Origin of the sequence: Mesorhizobium sp. CA8, assembly GCF_020164955.1 — a bacterium.
GTDB lineage: Bacteria > Pseudomonadota > Alphaproteobacteria > Rhizobiales > Rhizobiaceae > Mesorhizobium.
Genome location: NZ_JAIUHG010000041.1, coordinates 1 through 23,010 on the forward strand (window position 1 = coordinate 1; position 23,010 = coordinate 23,010).

22 protein-coding genes are annotated in these 23,010 nt (G+C 64.7%); 12 read left to right on the forward strand and 10 right to left on the reverse strand.

Annotated features, from left to right (window positions below):
* Positions 1-231: 231 nt before the first annotated feature.
* From LB553_RS29115 to LB553_RS29140, 6 genes are all read right to left on the reverse strand, one after another.
* Positions 232-2,280, reverse strand: coding sequence for a M3 family metallopeptidase (locus LB553_RS29115; protein WP_412033390.1), 2,049 nt, complete (start codon positions 2,278-2,280; stop codon positions 232-234).
* Positions 2,281-2,367: 87 nt separating this feature from the next.
* Entirely contained in the window at positions 2,368-2,784 is a 417-nt protein-coding gene (locus tag LB553_RS29120) for a nuclear transport factor 2 family protein (RefSeq protein ID WP_412033391.1), read from the reverse strand.
* Between the two features lie 10 nt (positions 2,785-2,794).
* A complete protein-coding gene (locus LB553_RS29125; RefSeq protein WP_224518411.1) occupies positions 2,795-3,436 on the reverse strand; it encodes a carbonic anhydrase in 642 nt (213 codons plus the stop codon).
* A gap of 137 nt (positions 3,437-3,573) precedes the next feature.
* Positions 3,574-4,338, reverse strand: coding sequence for a DUF429 domain-containing protein (locus tag LB553_RS29130; RefSeq protein ID WP_224518412.1), 765 nt, complete (start codon positions 4,336-4,338; stop codon positions 3,574-3,576).
* On the reverse strand, positions 4,335-5,219 hold the full coding sequence (gene pdxY, locus LB553_RS29135; RefSeq protein WP_224518413.1) for a pyridoxal kinase PdxY: 885 nt from the start codon (positions 5,217-5,219) through the stop codon (positions 4,335-4,337). Before pdxY ends, LB553_RS29130 begins: the two co-directional genes overlap by 4 nt.
* Positions 5,220-5,231: 12 nt before the next feature.
* The gene (locus LB553_RS29140) at positions 5,232-5,483 is read right to left on the reverse strand and encodes a hypothetical protein (RefSeq protein WP_224518414.1); all 252 of its coding nucleotides are present in this window, start codon (positions 5,481-5,483) and stop codon (positions 5,232-5,234) included.
* A 242-nt stretch (positions 5,484-5,725) separates the two neighbouring features.
* Between LB553_RS29140 and LB553_RS29145 the strand changes: the two genes are divergently transcribed.
* The 5 genes from LB553_RS29145 to ppa all read left to right on the forward strand — a co-directional run bounded on the left by LB553_RS29145 (position 5,726) and on the right by ppa (position 9,444).
* Positions 5,726-6,373, forward strand: coding sequence for a LemA family protein (locus LB553_RS29145; RefSeq protein ID WP_224518415.1), 648 nt, complete (start codon positions 5,726-5,728; stop codon positions 6,371-6,373).
* 246 nt (positions 6,374-6,619) lie between these two features.
* Positions 6,620-7,417, forward strand: a complete 798-nt coding sequence (locus tag LB553_RS29150) for a TPM domain-containing protein (protein WP_224518441.1) — start codon at positions 6,620-6,622, stop codon at positions 7,415-7,417.
* 6 nt (positions 7,418-7,423) lie between these two features.
* On the forward strand, positions 7,424-8,062 hold the full coding sequence (locus tag LB553_RS29155; RefSeq protein ID WP_224518416.1) for a TPM domain-containing protein: 639 nt from the start codon (positions 7,424-7,426) through the stop codon (positions 8,060-8,062).
* 217 nt (positions 8,063-8,279) lie between these two features.
* Positions 8,280-8,789 (forward strand): GNAT family N-acetyltransferase, encoded by a 510-nt coding sequence (locus tag LB553_RS29160; RefSeq protein ID WP_040991512.1) that lies wholly within the window; start codon positions 8,280-8,282, stop codon positions 8,787-8,789.
* Between the two features lie 121 nt (positions 8,790-8,910).
* Complete coding sequence (gene ppa, locus LB553_RS29165; protein ID WP_040991510.1) at positions 8,911-9,444, forward strand: inorganic diphosphatase; 534 nt, start codon at positions 8,911-8,913, stop codon at positions 9,442-9,444.
* A 3-nt stretch (positions 9,445-9,447) separates the two neighbouring features.
* On the opposite strand, the gene LB553_RS29170 is transcribed toward ppa, so the two are convergent.
* The 4 genes from LB553_RS29170 to LB553_RS29185 are packed head-to-tail and all read right to left on the reverse strand — an operon-like array spanning position 9,448 to position 13,904.
* Positions 9,448-10,395: an ABC transporter permease gene (locus tag LB553_RS29170; RefSeq protein WP_224518417.1), complete on the reverse strand. Its 948-nt coding sequence runs from the start codon at positions 10,393-10,395 to the stop codon at positions 9,448-9,450.
* 3 nt (positions 10,396-10,398) lie between these two features.
* Entirely contained in the window at positions 10,399-11,376 is a 978-nt protein-coding gene (locus LB553_RS29175) for an ABC transporter permease (RefSeq protein ID WP_224518418.1), read from the reverse strand.
* A 1-nt stretch (position 11,377) separates the two neighbouring features.
* The gene (locus LB553_RS29180; RefSeq protein WP_224518419.1) at positions 11,378-12,841 is read right to left on the reverse strand and encodes a sugar ABC transporter ATP-binding protein; all 1,464 of its coding nucleotides are present in this window, start codon (positions 12,839-12,841) and stop codon (positions 11,378-11,380) included.
* 46 nt (positions 12,842-12,887) lie between these two features.
* A complete protein-coding gene (locus tag LB553_RS29185) occupies positions 12,888-13,904 on the reverse strand; it encodes an ABC transporter substrate-binding protein (RefSeq protein WP_224518420.1) in 1,017 nt (338 codons plus the stop codon).
* A gap of 184 nt (positions 13,905-14,088) precedes the next feature.
* Here LB553_RS29185 and LB553_RS29190 point away from each other — a divergent pair, with 184 nt between their 5' ends.
* The 7 genes from LB553_RS29190 to LB553_RS29220 all read left to right on the forward strand — a co-directional run bounded on the left by LB553_RS29190 (position 14,089) and on the right by LB553_RS29220 (position 22,946).
* On the forward strand, positions 14,089-16,500 hold the full coding sequence (locus LB553_RS29190) for a glucan 1,4-alpha-glucosidase (protein ID WP_224518421.1): 2,412 nt from the start codon (positions 14,089-14,091) through the stop codon (positions 16,498-16,500).
* A gap of 50 nt (positions 16,501-16,550) precedes the next feature.
* Positions 16,551-17,564 (forward strand): phosphogluconate dehydrogenase (NAD(+)-dependent, decarboxylating), encoded by a 1,014-nt coding sequence (gnd, locus tag LB553_RS29195; RefSeq protein WP_224518422.1) that lies wholly within the window; start codon positions 16,551-16,553, stop codon positions 17,562-17,564.
* A gap of 13 nt (positions 17,565-17,577) precedes the next feature.
* Positions 17,578-18,954: a glucose-6-phosphate dehydrogenase gene (zwf, locus tag LB553_RS29200; RefSeq protein ID WP_224518423.1), complete on the forward strand. Its 1,377-nt coding sequence runs from the start codon at positions 17,578-17,580 to the stop codon at positions 18,952-18,954.
* 17 nt (positions 18,955-18,971) lie between these two features.
* Positions 18,972-19,676: an ROK family protein gene (locus LB553_RS29205; protein ID WP_224518424.1), complete on the forward strand. Its 705-nt coding sequence runs from the start codon at positions 18,972-18,974 to the stop codon at positions 19,674-19,676.
* Between the two features lie 183 nt (positions 19,677-19,859).
* Complete coding sequence (locus LB553_RS29210; RefSeq protein WP_224518425.1) at positions 19,860-20,345, forward strand: MucR family transcriptional regulator; 486 nt, start codon at positions 19,860-19,862, stop codon at positions 20,343-20,345.
* 105 nt (positions 20,346-20,450) lie between these two features.
* Positions 20,451-21,551, forward strand: a complete 1,101-nt coding sequence (locus tag LB553_RS29215) for a pyridoxal phosphate-dependent aminotransferase (protein ID WP_224518426.1) — start codon at positions 20,451-20,453, stop codon at positions 21,549-21,551.
* A 156-nt stretch (positions 21,552-21,707) separates the two neighbouring features.
* A complete protein-coding gene (locus LB553_RS29220; RefSeq protein WP_224518427.1) occupies positions 21,708-22,946 on the forward strand; it encodes an MFS transporter in 1,239 nt (412 codons plus the stop codon).
* The last annotated feature ends 64 nt before the right edge of the window (positions 22,947-23,010 follow it).

Here is a 23,010-nt window from a genome sequence, read left to right on the forward strand (position 1 = left end):
TTGCGACATCGTTGGCGCGAGCCACCTCGAAAGCGCAAATTTCAAGCCATGCCAAAGCTATCTTAGCGCATATGCCGTTGAGGGGGAGATGGCCGCGAAGCGGCCAGAGGGGGTCGCCGCGCGTGAAGCGCCAACAATCCCCTGCGTCGCCCTGGAGCGTCGCGGCGGTTGAGGCGACCCCCTCTGTCGCCTTCGGCGACATCTCCCCCTCAAGGGGGGAGATTACCAGCACTATACCAATCCTCGCTTCACCATCATCGCCTCAGGCGACGGCATCTTGCCGCGGAACGCCGTATAAAGCTCCTCCGGGTCCTTTGAGCCGCCGGCGGCATAGATGTTCTTCCGAAGCCGCTCGGCGAGTTCCGGATTGAAGGCATCGCCCGTCTCTTCGAAAGCCGAGAAGGCGTCGGCGTCGAGCACTTCCGACCACATATAGGAATAATAGCCTGCTGAATAACCGTCGCCGGCGAAGATATGGCCGAAATGCGGGGTGCGGTGGCGCATCGCGATCGTGTCGGGCATACGCAGCTTTTCCAGCGTTTCAGCCTCGTATCGAAGCGGCTCGGCGGGCGCGTCAGGTCGCGCATGATATGCCATGTCGATCAGCGCCGAGGCGGTGAACTCGACCGTGGCGAAACCGGCGCCGAAGGTGCGGGCGGCGAGCATCTTGTCGAGCAGCGCCTTCGGCATCGGCTTGCCGGTCTTGACGTGCAGCGCATGCTTTTCCAGCACCGCCGGCACCGTCAGCCAATGCTCGTAAAGCTGCGAGGGCAGTTCGACGAAATCGCGGCTGACGGAAGTGCCCGAAACCGACGGCCAGGTGACGTCGGTCAGCATGCCGTGCAGCGCGTGGCCGAACTCGTGGAACAACGTCTTCGCCTCATCGACCGACAAAAGTGCCGCCTCGCCGGCCGGCGGCTTGGCGAAATTCATGATGTTGTAGATCACCGGCTTGGCGCCGTCGCCAAGCTTGTAACCGGACCGAAGCGCGCTCATCCAGGCGCCGGAGCGTTTTGAGGGCCGCGCGAAATAATCGGCGAGAAACAGGCCGCGCTCGCTGCCGTCGGCATTCTTCACCACGAAGACGCGCGCGTCGGGATGCCAGGCTGTTATGCCCTTCTTTTCCTCGAAAGTGATACCGAACAGGCGTGTCGCCACATCGAAGCAGGCTTCGATGACGCGTTCGAGCTGCAGGTAAGGCTTCAGCTCCGCTTCGTCGAAGGCGAATTTCTCGGCGCGCAGCTTCTCCTGGTAGAAGCGCCAGTCCCAGGCCGCGAACTTCTCGTTGCTGCCCGCTTCCGCGGCCAGCCGCTCCAGCTCCTTCTGGTCGGCGGCCGCTTTTTCCAGGGCTTTCTCCCACACAGGATCGAGCAGCTCGTGCACGGCCTTCGGCGTCTTCGCCATCGTGTCGTCAAGCTTCAGCGCCGCGAAGGAGCCGTAGCCCAGCAGCTTCGCTTTCTCGCCGCGCAGCTTCAGCATGTCGCGCACAACATCGGTGTTGTCGGAGGCGCCGCCATTCTGGCCGCGCATGATGAAGGCTTTGAACGCGATCTCGCGCAGGTCGCGGCGCTCCGAGAAGGTCGAGAACGGCTCGTAGATCGAGCGCGACAGCGTCACCGCGTACCGGCCCTTCTGGCCGCGCATCTCGGCCGCTTCCGCCATCGCGCTCTTCAAAAAGTCCGGCAGGCCGGCAAGGTCGGCCTCGCCGAGGAACAGCGCCCAGTCGCGCTCGTCGGCCAGCACGTTCTGACCGAATTTGGTGCCGAGCGAGGAAAGTTCCTCATTGATGGCCGCGAGCCGCTTCTTGCCCTCGGCGTCCAGTTTGGCGCCCGAGCGGACAAAGCCCTTCCAGGTCTTTTCCAGGACGCGCAGCGTTTCGGGATCGAGATGCAGGCTGTCGCGGCGCTGATAGAGGTCGTCAATGCGGGCAAACAGTTTTTCGTTCATCGAGATCGCCGAGAAATGCCTGGACATCTTTGGCGAAACCTCGCGCTCCATCGCCTGGATCGTGTCGTTGGTATGAGCGCCGGCGCGGCACCAGAAGATCGACGAGACATGGTCGAGCGCTTCACCGGCAAGCTCGAGCTCGGCAAGTGTGTTCTCGACGGTCGGCGCCTCGCTGCTGCCGGCGATCGCGTCGATCTCGGCCTGATGCGCTGCCAGCGCCGCGTCGAAGACCGGCCCGAAATCATTGTCGCCGATGCGCGAGAAGTCCGGCAGGCCGAGCGGCCCTTGCCAGACGGTCAGCGGATGGGCGGCGAGGTCGACGGTTTTTGACATGGACAGATCCAATCGGGGAGTTTCGATAGGCGGAGGGCGGTTCTGGATGTAGGGCGGTGCCGCGCGACGCGCAACTCGGGCTTCGCCTCAATAGGCGCTGCAGTCCTGCGCCACCGCCGTCTGGGTGCTGGCCACGATCCGCCCGCCTGACACGGTGAAGGTCTCGCGCATCAGCGTGTCGTTGCTGGGGAAGTCGTAACAGGCGAGCACCGTGGTCTCGCCGTTGTCGCTCTTCTCGATGCGGTGGCGAATGGCGGCGCCCGCCACCGCGCTCTGCCATTCATCGATCGAGGCGATGAAATCCTGCTTGGTCTGCACGATGCCCATGTCCTCGAGCTTCATGCGCACATCGTCGGAAAGCAGGTCGGACAATTCTGTACGGTCGGCGACCAGCAGCGCCGAGTACCAGCGGTCGATGATGGCGCCGTCATCGGCACTGGCGCGGACGGTCACGGATAACAGCAACACCGCCGCGAGAAGTATCCTCCACCAGCTTCGCTGCATCACCCCTCCCTTACAGCTCGGGCCGCTCGAAATCGCCGGTTTCCTTGTTCATCACCCACAGCTCCCCGGTCGAGATGTCGAACCATGCGCCGTAGAGCGAGAGCTTGCCCTTGCCTTCGAGGATCGAGACGCAGGGAAAGGTCCTGAGATTGGCGATCGAATAGCGGACTGAAATACGCTCCAGCGCCGTCTGACGCTCGGTCGCCGTCATCATGGTACTGGAGGCCACGGTCTCGGCAGCCGGCGCGATCAGGCTCATCCATTTGCCGATGAAGTCGCCGGGCGACAGCGGCGAGGAATTGGTGTCGAGCGCGGCACGGATGCCGCCGCAGCGGCCGTGGCCCATCACCACGATGTTCCTCACCTTCAGGCTCTGCACGGCGAATTCGAGCGCGGCCGATGTCGAGTGATATTCGCCGTCCGGCTCATAGGGCGGCACCAGATTGGCGACATTGCGCAGCACGAAGAGCTCGCCGGGGCCGGCATCGAAGATCGCTTCCGGCGCCGAGCGCGAATCGCAGCACGCGACGATCATCGTCTCGGGCGCCTGGCCCTCGCGCGCCAGCGAGCGGTAACGCCCGCTCTCGGCCGGGTAGCGGCCATTCATGAAGTTGCGGTAGCCGGTGATCAGATGCTCGGGCAGATGCGGCATTGGCGGCTGAAGCCTTTCCGGATTTGAGGCGGCAAGATCGTGGCGATCAGAATGCCTGTAGCGGCAAAAGCCCGGCGTGAGCAATGCAGAATTGTCGGCGCTCCCGACAAAGCCATGCATCAGGCGCCAAAATCACGTCAGGCCCAGATGGCGATCGGGATGCCGAAACGATCCGCCAGCGGCGGATCAGGCGAAGGCCGCGCCTCGCCGCCGGCGATACGCCCGGCAATCAGCATCATCGCCGCCGCGTCGAGGAAGTCGTCGCTCGCCGCGCCCCGTGGCAGTGCCTGATCGAGGAAGGCTTTTTCGTAGCCATGTCGGCAAAGCAGCGCCTTGCGCTCCTCCATCCCGGCCGGGTTGACCGCTCCCTTGATCTTCTTCGGCAGCGCCATCGCCGTGCCGCCATTCAGTCGGCAGAACGCGACTTCGGGATGAGATTCATAGACTCGGCCGCGCAAATCGGGGCGCGCGATCAGCAAAGCGTCGATCTCGCGGATCTTCGAAAAAATGCCGAAAGCCTGGATGGAAACGCCGCGCGGCGGGTCGGAGGTCCCCATCGCCACCGCGCTTGCCCTTCGATGCGCCGCATACCAGGTTTCGATGGTGGTGAAGTCGCTGGTGTCGGCATAGAGCGCCGCCCGCGAGGGGATGGCGAACACGCTCGACTGCCGCGCCCCGAGCAGCGGCCGCACCAGCGCTTCCGGCCCGCGGCCGCCCTTGCGCGAAAAATCCGGCAGGCCGATCGGCATGTCGACGGCGATGGTGGCATTCGGCAGCGCGTCAAGCAGCGTCTGGAAGCTCGGAAAGACCGAGACCGACGGCGCGGCGCCCGCTTCGCGATGGACGGCGATCCAGCCGGCCTTGCAGCCGTCGACGCCCGCCAGCCCGCCGTCAGGCCTCACGCCCGCTTGTCCCGCCCGGGATGCAGGAGATGGCGCAGCTGCACCATGGCCATGGGGTGCGAAAGACTCTGCGCGTCGGTTTCGAGCTGCAGCTCGTCGCCGCCGCGCTTCGCGGTACGGGCGAGGATCTCGTAGACGGCGGCGGTTGTCGATTGCAGCGCCTTGACCGGCGGCTGGCCGGAGAGAACACGCGCCAGATAGACCGCGGCCGTCAGGTCGCCCAGCCCGTTCGGCGGCTTCTCGATCACGCGGTGCTCGGCAAGCAGCGCCTGGCTGCCGTCGAGCAGGAAATTGCCGGTACCGCCCATCATCATCGCGGGCGCCGAGGTCACCAGCATGGTCGACGGCCCGGCATGAAGTGCGGCCGCCGTAACCGCCTTGATGTCGGGCAGCGGCGCACCCGCCATCCATTCCAGCTCATAGCGGTTGGGAGTGGCGATATCTGCGATCGGCATCAATTTGTCGCGCATGGCGACGGCCGTCGGCTCGGGCACGTAGAGCCCGCCGGAATCGCCCATCACCGGATCGCAGACGTAAAGCGCGTTCGGCGTCTTTTCCTTGACGGCGGCGACCAGCGAGGCGACCGCCTCTGCCTGGCCGGCCTCGCCGAGATAGCCCGACAGCACGGCCCGCACCTCGCCCAGCCAGGGTGCCCGCTCGAGATCGGACATCAGTGCCTTGAACTGATCGAGCGGCGGCACGATGCGGGTTGCGCGGCTGTGCCCCGGATGCCAGGGCAGGATGACGGTGGGCACCGCCCAGACCGGGAAACCCAGCGTCTCCAGCGCAAACACCGCCGCGCGGTTGCCGACCGAGCCGCGGGCGACATGGCTGGAGATGACGATGACCGCGCGCGGCGCGTCGTTTTTTTCTGCACTCATGGAAATCGGTTCCTAGCCGCCACGCGTGACGGCATACACCAGCCAGACCAATAGCCCAATGGCGATCATGACGCCGAGCGTTCGGCCAATGCGGGTTCCCCAATATTCGATAGGATCGGCGCGGTCGGCGTCGGCGGCGGTGACATGGTCGCGCGCGTCCTTCGCCGTGCGGACGATGAACGAGGCGCCGCCCGGCGCCGTCTCGCGCGCCACGCGTTCGAGGATGCGGCGCGACTCGGTCTCGTCGTCCCGGCGCTCAGCCATGGCAATTGCCCTTTCCTGCCCGGAGCTTAGAGCAATTCCAGGAAAAGTGCGAAGCGTTTAGGCTCGGCGACTTCGCCGCAGCCTTCCGGCCGGAACTGCGTCAAACAAGAAGATGAAATCCTGTTCGCTCGACTATTCACAGTGGCTCGCGCCCGAACCGGAGCAGGCGTCATCGGCCGGACATTTTCTTACGCGTGGATTGTGGTAATGCTTCGCGCGCAACTTCTGTCGAGGGACCAATCATGACTACCGAGCGCCTCTCACCAGCCTCCCCGTTCCGCAGCCTTGCCGCCTTCCTGATGATGGCTTTCGTGCTGCCGCTGCTTGCCGGCTGCGGCTACAACACCATCCCGACTGCGGAAGAGAACGCTCATGCGGCCTGGAGCGAGGTGCTCAACCAGTATCAGCGTCGTTCCGACCTGATCCCGAACCTAGTCGAGACGGTGAAGGGCTATGCCTCGCATGAAAAGGATACGCTCGACGCGGTCGTCCAGGCGCGCGCCAAGGCGACGCAGATCACCGTGACGCCGGATACGCTCAAGGATCCCGAAGCGCTGAAGAAGTTCCAGGATGCCCAGGCCGGCCTGACCAGCGCGCTGTCGCGGCTGATCGCCGTGTCGGAAGCCTATCCCGACCTCAAGGCCAACCAGAATTTCCTCGCGCTGCAGGCGCAGCTCGAGGGCACCGAGAACCGTATCGCTGTCGCGCGGCGCGACTACATCCAGGCGGTCAGGGACTATAATCTGACGCTGAAGACCTTCCCGTCCGTGCTGTGGGCGACCTTCTGGTTCCGCGGCAATCAGCCCTTCGCCAACTTCACCGTCGAGGAGGACAAGATGCAGGTGCCGAAGGTCGATTTCGGCACGAGCACCACCAAGCAGGGCGGGTGAGCGGCTCGACGGTCGTCGGAATGTAATTCTGCGAAAAGACGGACCGCTGGCGTGTTGATACCCCTCTCTGTCCTGCCGGACATCTCCCCCTCAAGGGGGGAGATTGGCAGTTTCGACAACCCCGCCCTCTCTTCGACGCTGAAGATTGGCGAAGGCCGGCGTGACGTCCAATCTCCCCCCAAGAGGGGGAGATGTCCGGCAGGACAGAGGGGGGCGCGACAGAACGCATACCCCGCATTTCTTGGCCTGCTTTTCTCGATTTTCCTCCTCCCCCTCGCTGCCCTGGCCGCCGATCTTCCGGCCCTCACCGGCCGCGTCGTCGACAATGCCGGGATCATAGATGCCGGCACGCGCGCGGCGCTGACGCAGAAGCTCGCGGCCTTCGAGACCAAGGGCTCGGACCAGATCGTCGTCGCCACCATATCCAGCCTCGGCGGCGAGGAGATCGAGCCCTATGCCAACCGGCTGTTCCGCTTCTGGAAGCTCGGCCAGGCCAAGGAAAACAACGGCGTGCTGCTGCTGGTGGCGCCCAACGACCGCAAGATGCGCATCGAGGTCGGCTACGGGCTGGAAGGCACGCTGACCGACCTGCACACCAAGCTGATCATCGAGAACGACATGGTGCCGGCCTTCCGCGCCGGCGACTTCTCCGGCGGCATCACCAAGGCCGTCGACGACATGATCATGGTGCTGGAAGGCAATCCCGAGGAACTCGAGGCGCGCGGCAAGCGCAACGAGCAGGCGCCGTTCAATTCCGACGATCTGTTCTTCGCCATCTTCATCAGCATCTGGGCGCTGATCTTCTTCGGCGGCATCGCGATGACGATCCTACCGCCGATTTTCGGCCAGAAGATCGGACCCGGCCGCTATCGCTGGCTCGGCATGACCTTCGATCAGAACCGGCGCTCTTCCTCCGGCGGCTGGTCGTCCGGTGGCGGGGGCTGGTCGTCAGGCGGCGGTGGCTGGTCCTCCGGAGGTGGCGGTGGCGGATTTTCCGGCGGTGGCGGCTCGTCGGGCGGCGGCGGCTCTTCGGGAAGCTGGTGAGGCACCATGGCAACACGACCGATCAGCGCCGAGGACCATGACCGCATCGCCGAGGCGATCCGGACGGCCGAGTTGAAGACCGACGGCGAGATCTACTGCGTCGTCGCTCGGGCCAGCGACGGCTACTTCTTTCCCGCCGCTTTCACCGCGACGATCGGCCTGTTCATCGCCAGCCTGGCCGTCGGCTATGGGCTGGAGGCCTGGTGGCTGTCCATCCGGCTGCCGCATTTCGTGCTGGCGCAATTGCTGGCGCTGGCCTCGGTGTTCGTTTTGCTCTGGTTCCTGCCCGCCTTGCGCATTCATTTCGTGCCGAGAAGGCTGCGCTATCAGGCGGCGCATGCCAATGCGATGAAACAGTTCCTGGCCCGCAACGTCCACCGCACGCAGGCGCGCACCGGCGTGCTCATCTTCGTCTCCATCGCCGAGCGCTATGCCGAGGTCGTCGCCGACTCAGGCATCGATGCCAAGGTCGGCCAGCATGTCTGGGACGGCGTGGTGGGCGACCTGACCAAACATGCCGGCGATGACCGGCTGGCCGACGGCTTCGTCAAGGCGATCGCCACGGTCGGCGCGGTGCTCGCCGAGCATTTCCCGGTCACCGAAGGCGACGCCAACGAACTCGACGATCATCTCGTCGAAATCTGACTAGAGCATGATGCCGAAAAGTGTGAGGCGTTTTCGGGCGACATCATGCTCTATCTCTTAGATTTAGAGACGGATTCGGATTTCAGGTCTATTCGACCTGAAATCATCCGACTCTAGACGCCTCGTCGGCGCACCCGCCTTTCGCCTGTGCGAAAGCGAGGAGGCGTGTTGGGGGACTCTTTGCAATCGGGCGAGGCGGGTTTATGGTTAACCAACCATGAACACGCTGACGATCGACATCCGAAAGGCAGAACCGCGCGACGCGAGCGCCATCGCCGAGGTGCACCAGCAGGCTTGGCGCGGCGCCTATTCGGGCATCATCCCGCATCGCACGCTGACCTCGATGATCAACCGTCGCGGCGTCGACTGGTGGGCCAACGCGATTCGCCGCGCCGCCACGGTGCTGGTGGTCGAGATCGGCGGAACGGTCGCCGGCTATGCCACGATCGGCAAGAACCGCGCCCGCGAGCTCAGGCAGCAGGGTGAGATCTACGAGCTCTATCTTCGTCCGGAATATCAGGGCATCGGGCTCGGCAGCCGGCTCTTCAAGGCGGCCAAGGCCCGGCTCGCCGACCACGGCCTGCGCGGCCTCGTGGTCTGGGCGCTGGAGGATAACCACAACGCCTTGGCCTTCTATGCCGGCAATGGCGGCCGCGATATCGCCGAAGGCGTCGAGGTCTTCGAGCAGAAGGCGCTCAAGAAAGTGGCTTTCGTCTGGAATGACTAAAGTCGCCTAGGTTACACGCCCTCACAAACTGTGCGCCTCCATCAGCGTATAGTGCTATTCGCCGCATTGCACCATGACGCTTCGCCCGCTATCGGTCTTGGAATCGAGAGAGGGATAGACCATGCGTATCGAAGCGATAGCCACCGGAAAGAACCCGCCGGAGGACGTCAACGTCATCATCGAGGTGCCGATCGGCGGCGAGCCGATCAAATACGAGATGGACAAAGAGGCCGGCACCCTGTTCGTCGACCGTTTCCTGCACACCTCCATGCGCTATCCCGGCAATTACGGCTTCGTGCCGCACACGCTGTCGGGCGACGGCGATCCGATCGACGTTCTGGTCTGCAACACCCGCGCGCTGGTGCCGGGCTGCGTCATCAATGTGCGGCCGATCGGCGTCTTGATCATGGAAGACAATGCCGGCCAGGACGAGAAGGTGATCGCCGTCCCCTCGCCCAAGCTGACGCTGCGCTACGAGAACGTCACCGAATACACGCATCTGCCTGAGATCACGCGCCAGCAGGTGCAGCACTTCTTCGAGCACTACAAGGATCTCGAACCCGGCAAATGGGTCAAGATCGAAGGCTGGCACGATTCCAAATACGCCAAGAAGATGATCGTCGACGCGATCGCGCGCGCCAAGGCAGCCAAATAAAGGCTACCGAACGGCCTTCTCACCGCCCGCCGCCGTGATCACCCCGACGATGATCAGCCCGGTCAGCAGCAGCCGCACGCCGGCGCTGACGCCGAAGGTATTGAGCATGGTAAGCAGGAGCACCAGGAACAGGCCGGCGCCCCAGACCCCGGGCACATTGGCCTTGCCGCCGGCGACCGAGGTGCCGCCGATGACCACGACCGCGATCGAGGCGAGCAGATATTCGTTGCCGATATCGACATTGGCGCCGCGGAAATAACCGGCAAGCAGCGCTCCGTCGATGCCGCCGAGCGCGCCGCACAGCGTGTAGGTGAGAAAGCGGATGCGGCCGACATGCACGCCGGCGAGCCAGGCGGCGCGGATGTTCTGGCCGATCGCCAGCACCGATCGGCCGTAGATCATGCGCTGCAGCGCAAGCGCGGCGCCGATGGTGAAGATCACCGTCAGCATCGCCAGCACCGGAATGCCCAGCACCTGCCAGTTGGTGAAATCGGCGAAGCCCGGCGGCGGCTTGATCTGCAGGCCGCGGCCGTAGCTGATGTCGACCGACTGGATAATGAAGCTCGCCGACAACGTGGCGATGATCGGCGGGATGCGCAGCGCCCAGATCAAGAGATAGTTGATGGCGCCGATCGCGGCGCCGCAGGCAAGTGCGGCAAGCAGCCCGACGAGGATCATGGAATCGCTGCCGCCCATCACCTTCATGGCGACCGCGCTTGCCAGCCCTATATTGGCCGGCAGCGACAGGTCGACATTGCCGGGCCCCAGCGTGATGACGAACATCTGGCCGACGCCCACTATGACGGTGAAGACGGCGAGCGAAAGCGCCGCCGTGACCATGCCGCCGGCGCCGTAGCCGCCGGTGAAGGCAATCGTTGCCAGCCAGACGACGACCGCGCCGACGAAGGACCAGATCCAGGGCTTTTCAAGCAGCGTCCGCACTGAGGTCATCGCTTACCGCTCCCTGCGGCTGATCAGCACCCGCGCCGCCAGCACGATGATCAGGATCGCGCCATTGGCGGCGACCTGCCAGTCGGGCGGGATGTGCATGAAGGTCAAGAGCGGCGAGGCGGCTAAAGCCAGCGTCAGCGCGCCGATGACTGCGCCGATCGGCGACACGCGCCCGCCCACGAACTCCCCGCCGCCGAGGATGACGCCGGCGATCGAGAGCAGCGTGTAGCCATTTCCTATGTTGGCGTCGGCCGACGTGGTGATGCCGATCAGCGCCATGCCGGAAAGCACACCGAACAGGCCGGTCAGCGCGAACAGCACGATCTTGGTCTTGAGCAGCGACCAGCCGGCGCGCCGCAGTGCCGCGGCGTTGCCGCCCGAGCCGCGCAGGATGACGCCATAGGACGTGCGCATCAGGCCGAAATGCACGACCGCGGCGATCAGCAGCGCGGCAAGGATCGGGAACGGGACGTAAGGCGGCTTGAAGGACATGATCGACAGCAGCCATTCCGGCGCCTTGCCGCCGGGCTTGGGCAGGATGAGGATGGCAAGCCCCTGCCAGACGAAGCTCATGCCGAGCGTCACCACGATCGAAGGCAAATTGCGCAGGTGGATCAGCGCGCCGAGCAATGCATAGACGCCGATCGAGCCGATGAGCACGAGAATGCCGATGAGCGGCGCGTCTCTCAGCCAAGTCGCGGTGACACAGCCGACGAAGCCGACGAACGTTCCTATGGACAGATCGAGCTCGTTGCCGGCGATCACGAACATCTGCGCGATCGTGGCCAGCGCGATCGGGATCGCCAAATTGAGCATCAGGTTGAATCCGAAATAGCTGATGGCGCGCGGGTTGAGCCAGGCGATGGCGAGCAGCACCAGCGCCAGCGACAAGGCCGGCAAAAGACCGCGCAGCATGCGTGCCCGGGCGGCGCTGCCGCGCGGCGAGGCTTTCGGAACAGTGCCGGGAGCGATCGCCGTCATGTCAGGCCGCATCGCCGAACGAGGACTGGATGATCTTTTCCTCCGTCAGCTCGTCGCGTCCAAGATTGGCGACGATCCGGCCGTTCTTGAAGACATAGACGTGGTCGCAATTGTCGAGCTCCTCGGTCTCGGTTGTGTACCAGAGGAAGGTGCGGCCCTTGGCGGCCTCCTCGCGCACGAGGTCGTAGACTTCGAGCTTGGTGCCGATGTCGACGCCGCGCATGGGGTCGTCCATCAGCACGATCTCTGCGTCGGAGCCGAGCGCGCGGGCAAACAGCGCCTTCTGCTGGTTGCCCCCCGACAGCGAATAGATGTTGTTGTTCATGTCCGGCGTGCGGATGCCGATCTTCTTCTTCCAGAATTCGGCAAGCTCCGCCTCGCGCTGCGGCGAGATCAGCAGACCGCTGCGCAGGCGCGCCAGCGAGCGGATGCCGATATTCTGCGCGATCGACCATTGCGAAAAGATGCCGTCCGACTGGCGGTCACCGGCGACCAGCGCCACGGGCGCGGTGACCTCGATGCCGGTCCTGGCGCGGGAGGCGGCCGAGAAGATCGACAGCAAGAGGTCCGTCTGGCCATGGCCGGCAAGCCCAGCAAGGCCGATGATCTCGCCGGTCCGGGCGACAAGCTCCTTGTCGTCCTGCTGCCTGATCGGACGAGCGCGAACCCTGAGCGCGCCGGCCTCGGTTTTCCGGGCTTCGGCAGCGGCCTTCTGATGTCCCTCGGCGCCGCCCATGGCCGCGACCAGCCTGTCACGATCGAAGGCGCTTGCGGCATCAGCCGCGACCACCTTGCCGTCGCGCATCACCACGATGCGGTCGGCATTCTGCAGCACCTCGCCCAGCACATGCGAGATCAGGATGCAGCTGCCGCCCGCCGCCACGAAGCGGCGCACGAAGGATAGCAATTGCCCCGCCGTGTGCGCATCGAGCGACGAGGTGGGCTCGTCTAGGATGACGAGATGCAGGGGCTCGCGGGTCAGCGTGAAGGCGCGCGCCACTTCGACCATCTGCCGCCGTCCGATCGAAAGGTCGCCGGCAATGTCGTCTGCCGAAATGCCGTGGCCGGGGAAGATCTCGTCGAGCTTGGCCCGTATGAGCTCGGCGGCCCTGCGCCGCCAGTTGAAGCCGGCAAGCGAGGGATGGTTGATGCGGGTGTTTTCGGCGACGCTGAGATTGGGGCAGAGCGACAGCTCCTGGAACACGCAGCGTATGCCGAGCTCGAGCGCCCGCGCCACCGAATAGCTCGCCTCCTGATTGCCGCGCACGGCGATCTGCCCGCCATCCGGCCGCAGCGTGCCGGCTACCATATGCATGAGCGTCGACTTGCCGGCGCCGTTATGCCCGACCAGCCCGACGCATTCGCCGGCGCCGACATGGAAGTCGACGCCGTTAAGCGCCCGAACGGCGCCGAAATGCTTTTCGGCGCCGTTGAGCCTGACGATATCCGCAATAGCCTGGAGCATCCTCAACTGTACCCGGTTGGCGATGCGGACCGCAATGTACCCACCGCTATTGCTTGATGTTGGCCTTGATGGCCGCGATAGCCTCTTCCTGCGTGTATTCGTGCGTGGCGACGCCGCCTTCCTTGATCTTCGGCAGCGCGGCCTCGAAATCGTCCTGGGTGAAGGCGAGATAGGGCACCAGCAGGTCGTGCGGGATGTCCTTGCGGCCGTCGAGTACCTGCTGCGCGACCCAGAAGGCCAGCGTCGACACGCCGGGCGCGATCGAGGCCGACCAGGTCTTGTAGCCGTCCTTCTCCTTCTGCTCCTTCCACCATTTCAGTTCGTCCTGGCGGTTGCCCATAATGATGGTCGGACGCGGCTTGCCGGCGGCGGCGAAGGCTTGCGCGGCGCCATAGCCGTCGCCGCCTTGATCGACGACGCCGACGATATCCGGCAGCGACGGCAGGATGGTCGCCACCGCCTTCTGCGCCGTCGTCTGGTCCCAGTCGCCCGTCACCGAACCGACGATCTTGAACTCGGGATGGGCGGAGACGCCTTCGAGGATGCCGGCATGGATGGCTTCGTCGATTGAGGTACCGGCGAGACCGCGGATTTCCAGCAGATTGCCGCCCTTGGGCTGGAACTTGGCCATCTGCTCGACTTCCTGCTTGCCCATATCCTTGAAGTCGACGACGACGCGATAGGCACAAGGCTCGGTCACGATACCGTCGAAGGAGACGACCACGATGCCGGCATCGCAGGCCTGCTTGATGGCGCCGTTGAGCGCATCGGGCGACGCGGCGTTGATGACGATGGCGTCATAGCCCTGCAGGATCAGGTTCTGCACCTGGGCGGCCTGGGTCGGCACTTCCTTGTCGGCGGTGGTGAAGACATCGGCTGCGGCGACGATCTTGTCGTCGACTGCTTTCTTGGTGACGATCGCATAGCTGTCGAGCATCGCCTGGCGCCAGGAATTGCCGGCATAGTTGTTGGAGAAGGCGATCTTCTTGCCGCTGGTGTCGGCAAGCGCGGTGCCCGAGGCGAGCATCGCCGCGAATGCACTCAATACGAGCAGTTTCTTCATGTCGGTTCCTCCCGAGGTTGCTGTTACTAAAGGCGAATTCTCTGTTTTTTATCTATTGTCAGACAAATCTCAGAGGAACCGCAAGCTGTCAACTGCAAAGCATTGGCACTGCTCGATCAACTTGCGGTGCGACGATTGAAAAGACGGCGACTCCTGGTCTAGGAACGCGGCAGGAGGCCAATGCATGGCAGTGACGCCGACGGTTGCTAAAGGCGCGCCCGGAATTCCGGCGCGCTGGACGTCAAGCGCAAAGAGCGGCGTCGGAACCGCCCTTTCGGCAAAAAGCCCGCTCTGGTTCACCACCAGCCACGGCATCCTGAACGAAATCTATTATCCGCGCCTCGACAGCGCCTGCACGCGCGACCTGGGACTGATCGTCACCGGCCCCGGCGGTTATTTTTCCGAAGAGAAGCGCGATGCGGCCCATACGTTCGAACCCTTCGAGGATGGCGTCCCCGGCTACCTGCTGACCAATATCGCCTTCGACGGCGCGTATCAGATTGGGAAGCGGACCATTACGGATCCGAAACGACCTGTGTTGCTACAAGAAGTACGTTTCAGCGCGATCAATGGCTCGGCGGCTGACTATCGCGTTTACGCGCTGCTTGCGCCGCATCTCGTCAACGCCGGCATGGGCAACACGGCCTGGATCGGCGAGCACAAAGGACAGCGCCTTCTCTTCGCCACAGGACGCGGCGTGTCGCTGGCACTCGCCTCCTCTTTGCCCTGGGGCGCCTGTTCGGCCGGCTATGTCGGCTTCTCCGACGGCTGGCACCAACTGCACGACAGCGGCGCGCTCGATCCTTCCTCTCATATAGCCGAAAACGGCAATGTCGCGCTGACCGGCGAGATCGGTTTTTCGGCCGGCAGGGCGGTTGCCTTGCTGGCGCTCGGCTTTGGCGCTTCGCCCGAGGAAGCCGCCGATCTTGCGCTTGCAAGCCTGCAACAGGGTTTCGAGCCGGCCGCGAAAACCTATGTCGAGAACTGGCGGACATTTCAGGCAGGGTTGGAAAAGCTCGACCGCCGCGGCGCCTCCGGTCTGAACACCTACCGCGCCAGCACGGCGGTGCTGGCGACGCATCTGTCGATCGCGACACCGGGCGCCGCCGTCGCCAGCCTGTCGATCCCCTGGGGTTTCAACAAGGGCGACGACGATCTCGGCGGCTATCACCTCGTCTGGCCGCGCGACCTGGTCGAGACGGCGGGCGGTTTTCTGGCGGCCGGCGACGGCGGGCAGGCGCTGCAGATCCTCACCTATCTGCGTTCGATCCAGCAGCCGGACGGCCACTGGCCGCAAAATTGCTGGTCCGACGGCACCGCCTATTGGCCCGGCATCCAGATGGATGAATGCGCCTTTCCGCTGCTGCTCGCCGACGCGTTGCGCCGCGCCGGCCATCTGCCGAAGTCGAAGCTCGCCGACTTCCTGGCGATGATCGAGAACGCGGCCGCCTATGTCGTGCGCAACGGCCCGGTCACCGGCCAGGATCGTTGGGAAGAGGATGCCGGCCACAGCCCTTTCACACTGGCCGTGGAAATAGCGGGCCTGCTTGCGGCGGCCGACATGCTGGACGCCTGCGGCAAAAATGAGCCGGCAAACTATCTGCGCGAGATCGCCGATTGCTGGAACGATCAGATCGAGCGCTGGACCTATGTCACCGGTACCGAGCTCTGTGCCCGAGAAGGTCTTGCCGGCTACTATGTCCGCATCGCCCCGCCCGACGATGGCAGCGCTGCCTCGCCGAAGGACGGCTTCGTGCCGATCAAGAACCGGCCGCCGGGCGACAGCGACAAGCCGGCCGAGGCGATCATCAGCCCGGATGCCCTGGCGCTGGTCCGCTTCGGCCTGAGGGCCGCGGACGACCCGCGCATCCTTAACACCGTCAAGGCCATCGACACCGAGCTGCGCTGCGACCTGCCCCAAGGCCCGCTCTGGTGCCGCTATACCGGCGACGGCTATGGCGAGCACGAGGACGGCGCGCCTTTCGACGGCACCGGCCGGGGCCGGCCGTGGCCGCTGCTTGCCGGCGAGCGCGCCCATTACGAGCTGGCCGCCGGCCGCAGGGACAGGGCGGCGCAGCTGCTTGAGACTTTCGAACGTTCGGCCGGCGTGGGCGGCGTCCTGCCGGAGCAGGTCTGGGATCGCCCGGACATGCCTGACCGCGAGCTCTGGCTGGGCAAACCGTCCGGCAGCGCCATGCCGCTGGTCTGGGCGCATGCCGAGCACATCAAGCTGTTGCGCTCGCTGCGCGACGGCGCCGTCTTCGACCTGCCGCCGCAAGGCGTCGAACGCTACATCAAGGGCAAGACGGTCTCGCCGCTTAGGATCTGGCGCTTCAACAACAAAATCCGCTCCATTCCGGCCGGCAAGGCGCTGCGCGTCGAATTGTCGGCGCCCGGCGTCGTCCATTGGAGCAGCGACAAATGGCTGACCGTGCAGGACAGCAAGACGGCCGAGAATGCGTTCGGCATCCATCTGGTGGATTTGCCCGTCAGCCGCCTGCAGCCGGGCACCACCATCGTTTTCACTTTTTTCTGGCCCGGGGCGATGCGTTGGGAGAATGTCGACTTCAGCGTCGGCATCGACGCTCAATCGTGATCCAGCAGGGCCATTGTACTTCTCCTTCCTCAAGCAATCGGGATGAAACCATGCAGATCGGAATGATGGGACTGGGCAGGATGGGCGCCAACATGGTGCGGCGCCTGATGCGCGACGGCCATGAATGCGTCGTCTACGACATCAATTCAGCAAGCGTCGCCGGCATGGTGAAGGACGGCGCGGTCGGCGCCGCCTCGCTGGAGGAGTTCGTCGGCAAGCTCGCCAAGCCGCGCTGCGCCTGGCTGATGCTGCCGGCCGCGATCACCGGCAGGATCGTCGACCAGGTCGCGGCGCTGATGGAGCCGGGCGACATCATCATCGACGGCGGCAATTCCTATTATCACGAGGCCGTCGACCAGGCGGCGAAGCTTGCGGTTAAGGGCATCAACTTCGTCGATGTCGGCACCAGCGGCGGCGTCTGGGGCCTCGAGCGCGGCTATTGCCTGATGATCGGCGGGCCTGACGAGGCGGTGAAGCATCTCGATTCGGTCTTCGCCACACTGGCGCCGGGCGCCGATGCAGGCGCCAATCCGCCCGAGGATGCCGGCACGGCGCCCTTCGGCTATCTTCATTGCGGACCGAGCGGCGCCGGCCACTTCGTCAAGATGGTGCATAATGGCATCGAATATGGCGTGATGGCCGCCTATGCCGAGGGCATGAACATCCTGAAGTCGGCCAATGCCGGCAAGCGGTCCAGGATATCGGACGCCGAGACCAGTCCGCTCGAAAACCCGCAATACTATCAGTTCGACATCGACCTGCCGCAGGTCGCCGAGGTCTGGCGGCATGGCAGCGTCATCGGCTCCTGGCTGCTCGATCTCACTGCCGGCGCGCTGAAGAACGACCCGTCGCTCGCCCAGTTCGGCGGCCGTGTCTCCGATTCCGGCGAAGGCCGCTGGACGCTGAAGGCGGCGATCGACACCGGCGTCCCGGCGCCGGTGCTGTCCTCGGCGCTGTTCGACCGCTTCTCCTCGCAGGGCGAATCGCAATTCGCCGACAAGCTCCTGTCCGCCATGCGCTATGCCTTCGGCGGCCATGTCGAGAAGCCGAAGACCGGCGCGTGAGGGGAGAGACTGCATGAGCCAGGAGAGGTCCGACACGCTGGTGATTTTCGGAGCGACCGGCGACCTTGCGCATAAGAAGATTTTCCCGGCGCTCTACCAGATGGTCGCCAAGGGCACGCTGAGCGAGCCGGTGATCGGCGTCGCCTTCGATCCCTGGGAGCTTCCCAAATTGGTGGACCGTGCGCGCGATGGCATCGTCACCGCGCTGGGCGCGGTGGACGACAAGGTCTTTTCCAAGCTCGCCTCGCTGCTGCGCTATGTCAGCGGCGACTACCGCGACGGCGCGACCTTCGAGAAGCTGAAGACGGCGCTGGGCTCCGCGCAGCGGCCGCTGCATTACATGGCCGTCCCCCCGACGATGTTCGAAACGGTCGTGCAGGGCCTAGAGCAGTCCGGCACCGCGCGCGGCGCGCGGCTGATGGTCGAAAAGCCCTTCGGCCATGATCTGCAGTCGGCGCGCTGGCTGAACCGGGTGCTGCATCTGGTGTTCGACGAGCAGTCGATCTTCCGCATCGACCACTATCTCGGCAAGGAAGCGATCCAGAACCTGCTCTATTTCCGCTTCGCCAACTCCTTCCTCGAGCCGATCTGGAACCGCAACTTCGTCGAGAGCGTGCAGATCACCATGGCCGAGGATTTCGGCGTCGAGGGCCGCGGCAAATTCTATGACGAGGTCGGCTGCATCCGCGACGTGATCGAGAACCACCTGCTCAACATCCTGTTGCTTTTGGCCATGGAGCCGCCGGTCGGCCGCTCGGCCGACGACCTGATCGACGAGAAGGTGCAGGTGCTGCGCGCAATCCGCACGCTGACCAAGGACGATGTCGTGCGCGGCCAGTTCGACGGCTATCTGGCCGAGCCGGGCGTGCGGCCGAACTCACCGGTCGAGACTTTCGCCGCGGTGCGCTTCTTCGTCGACACCTGGCGCTGGCAGGACGTGCCTTTCTTCATCCGCGCCGGCAAGAACATGCCGGTGCACGCCACCGAGGTGATCGTGCGGCTGAAACGTCCGCCGCTCGACGTCTTCGATCCGATCAAGCCGGGCGACGCCAATTATGTGCGCTTCCGCATCGACCCGCAGGTGGCGATCTCTATCGGCGCCCAGCGCAAGGTCGCCGGCGACGACATGATCGGCGAGCAGGTGGAGCTGACCGCGCTCGACGACACCAAGGGCGACATGCCGCCCTATGAGCGGCTGATCGGCGACGCCATGAACGGCAACGGCCAGCTCTTCACCCGCCAGGACGCGGCCGAGCTTGCCTGGCGCATCGTCGGACCGGTGCTCGGCGACACCACACCGCCGGCGATCTATGCGCCCAAGACCTGGGGACCGGCTGACGCTATGAAAGGTTTCGGTCCGCCGAACGGCTGGATCAATCCGGCCAAGTAACTTCCGGGGAGGACGGAATGGCGAAGGCAGCAAAGAAAGCCGCGGTAAGCAGCGATCCGATCGTGCTCACCGTCGATGTCGGCGGCTCGCACGTGAAGATCCTCACCAGCGCCGGTGGCGAGATGCGCCGCGCCGCGTCCGGACCGGGCCTGACCCCGGACCTAGTCGTCTCGTCGGTCAAGAAACTGGCCGAGGGCCTGGACTACCACGTCATCTCGATGGGCTATCCCGGCCCGGTGCGCGACAACAAGCCCTCGCTCGATCCCTTCAATCTCGGCAAGGGCTGGAACGGCTATGATTTCACCGCCGCTTTCGGCAAGCCGGTGAAGCTCGTCAACGACGCGCTGATGCAGGCGATCGGCAGCTATGACGGTGGCCGCATGCTGTTCCTCGGCCTGGGCACCGGCCTGGGCGCCGCCATGATCCTCGAGAATGTCGGCCAGCCCATGGAACTCGCTCATCTGCCCTACAAAAAGGGAGCAACTTTCGAGGATTACGTCGGTGAACGCGGCCTGGTGAAGCACGGGAAGAAGAAGTGGCGCAAATACGTTTTCGACGTCGTCGACAGGCTTCGCGCCGCCTTGCAGCCGGATTATGTCGTGATCGGTGGCGGCAATGTCGACAAGCTCGATGAATTGCCTGAAAAATCCCGCCGCGGCGACAACACTCGGGCTTTCGAGGGTGGATTTCGTCTATGGCGCGACAAGGCGCTGATCGTCTGATATTGTTACATTCCAGTATAATTGTTCAAAACAGCGTGTATTGACGCGATAAAACGTTGCGTTGCGCAGATTTGCCGACTAGGAATTCGCCGGCCTGCGGCCCCTGCGGCATTCCGAATTCGCCAACAACGCTCGCAGCGCATCGATATTACACACCGCGAAAACCGGATCGGTTCCGCGACCATGCGGCAGAAATGGAGGGACTACGTGGACGAGGACACCAGCACAGCCAAGGAAGTCGACCTGCTCGAGCTCACCGCTCACATCGTATCGGCCTATGTCGCGAAAAACCGCCTGCCCGCTTCGGACCTGGGCGGACTGATCGCCAGCGTCGCCTCGTCGATTGGCGGGATCAGCCAGCCGGCGGAACCCGCGGCACCCCCGCCGGTCCCCGCCGTCAATCCCAGGCGCTCGGTGACGCCGGACTACATCATCTGTCTCGAGGACGGGAAGAAGTTCAAATCGCTGAAGCGCCATATCGGCGTGCATTTCGGCCTGACGCCCGAAGCCTACCGCACCAAATGGGGCTTGCCGGTGGACTATCCGATGGTCGCTCCCAACTATGCGGCCTCGCGCTCGCAGCTCGCCAAGTCGATCGGCCTCGGCCGCAAGGCCGAACCGGAACCGGTGAAGCCTGCCAAGGGCAGGAAGGCCAAGGCGACGGCCTGAAATAACGCGCCTGCACCAATGGTTTAAGCAAGCCTGCCGAGGAATCCGCCTTGGCAGGCTTCCTGCTTTTAGGGCTTGGATATCGCCGTAACCGGGGGGACGGCCATGAACTACACCAGGATGGTGATCGAGAAAGAGGCGCCGGAGGAATATGGCTACGGCCGCATCCGCTACAATCTCTCCGAAAGCTCGATCGCCGACCAGAAACTCTCCGACATCCGCCTAGCGCTGCCCGACCTCACGCTGTTCTATGGCGAGCATCGCGGCGACAAGGACTTGCGGGCGCTGATCGCAGCGCAGGACGAGGGCCTTTCTCCCGGCGATGTGCTGGTGACCGCTGGCGCGGCCGGTGCGCTGTTCATCGTCTCCACCGCGCTGCTGTCGGCCAGCGACCATCTCGTGGTCGTGCGGCCGAACTACGCCACCAACATCGAGACGCCGAAAGCGATCGGCTGCGCCATCTCCTATGTCGATCTCGATTTCGACCAGGGCTTCGCTGTCGATATCGAGCGCGTCGGCGCGGAGCTGCGGCCGAACACCAAGCTGATCAGCGTCACCTGCCCGCACAACCCGACCGGCACGATGATGACACGCGCCGACCTCGACGCGCTGGTCGCGCTTGCCGAGAGCCGCAAATGCCGGCTGCTGGTCGACGAGACCTATCGCGACCTCTCTTATGGACAGCGCCTGCCGGCGGCGGCCTCGCTCAGCCCCGCCGCCATCAGCGTCTGCTCGCTGTCGAAAGCCTTCGGCATCCCGGGCATCCGCATCGGCTGGCTGGTGACCCGCGATCCGCAATTGCAGGAAACGTTCCTCGCCGCCAAGGAGCAGATCGGTATCTGCGGCAGCGTCATCGACGAGGCGATCGCCCGCGCCACGCTCGAACGCCGTGATGCCTTCCTCGCATCGCTGCTCCCCGAAATGGCCAGGCGCCGCGACGTCGTGCAGGACTGGATCGACGGCGAGAAGCTGGTCGACTGGGTGCGGCCGCAAGGCGGCGTCGTCGGCTTTCCGAGGCTCAACGTCGATACCGGCTTCGACCTCGACAAATTCTACACGAGGCTGCTGGAGCAGCACGGCACCTATGTCGGTCCCGGCCACTGGTTCGAGATGCCGAAACGCTTCTTCCGCCTCGGTTTCGGCTGGCCGGGGGAAGCGGAGTTGCGCGGCGGGTTGGCGGCCATCTCGGCCGCATTGAGAGGCTGAACGCCCCCTCACCAGAGCAGAGAATTTCGATTTTCTTGGATCCAGCGCGGATTTTTTGCGCGCATGGTGAAGCGAACTGGGCTAAAGGGTTGCGGCCGGACCAGCGCCCACCGTGGAAGTGCCCCGCCGGCCATCGTCGAACGGGGCCCTCGAACCATGACCGTCGAAGCAACGTCACCAGACCAGCGTTACGCCGCGTTCCGGCATCGCCCGTTCCTCAGCTACTGGACGGCGCGTTTCCTCACCACCTTCGCCACCATGATCGTCTCGGTCGCTGTCGGCTGGCAGGTCTATGATCTGACCCGCGATCCGTTCGACCTCGGCATTGTCGGCATCGTCCAGTTCCTGCCTTCGCTGCTCCTGGTCCTGGTCACCGGCGTCGTCGCCGACCGCTTCGGCCGTCGGCTGATCATGACGCTGGCGACCCTGGTCGAGGCCGGCTGCGCCTTGGCCCTGCTGCTTCTGACGCTGCGCGGCCTGACCAGCCCGCTGCCGATCTTTGCCGTGCTGGTCATGTTCGGCATAGCCCGCGCCTTCTATGGCCCGGCTTCGTCCTCGCTGTTCGCCAATCTCGTGCCGCAGGAGGATTTCGCCAACGCGATAGCCTGGAATTCGTCGGCCTGGCAGACGGCGACCATCGTTGGCCCGGTCGCCGGCGGCCTGCTCTACGGCGTGTCGGCGGAAGTCGCTTACGCCACCGCCGCCGTCCTCATGCTCGCCGCCGGGCTGCTGATCTTCACCATCCCGAAGCCCGCCCAGCAGACGGCCACCGACAAGCCGACGATGCAGACGCTGTTTGCCGGCTTCGGCTATATCTGGAGCGAGAAGATCGTGCTCGGCGCGATCTCGCTCGACCTGTTCGCCGTGCTCCTGTCGGGCGCCTCGGCGCTGCTGCCGGTCTATGCGCGTGACATCCTCCAACTCGGCCCCTGGGGCCTCGGCCTGCTGCGCTCGGCGCCCGGCATCGGCGCCATCTGCGTCGCCGTCTGGCTTGCCGGCCACCCGATCCGCAACCACGCCGGCAAGATCATGCTGGGCTTCGTCGCTTTGTTCGGCGCCTTCACCGTGCTGTTCGGCGTCTCGACCATCACCTGGCTGTCGATCGCGGCACTTGCCCTGCTCGGCGCCACCGACATGTTCAGCGTCTATATCCGCGAGACGCTGATCCAGCTCTGGACACCGGACGAGGTGCGCGGCCGCGTCAACGCCGTCAACCAGGTCTTCGTCGGCGCCTCGAACGAGGTCGGCGAATTCCGCGCCGGCACCATGGCGGCGCTGATCGGCACGGTTCCCGCCGTTGTGGTCGGCGGCATCGGCGCCATCGCCGTCGCCGGCCTGTGGGCTTATCTGTTCCCCGCGCTACGGCAGGTCCGGCACCTGAACAGCCGGAATTGATCGAGTTCTGAATCCAAGCCACTGGATCCGACGCTCGGCCCAATCACGCTGCGCGTCGACCCGC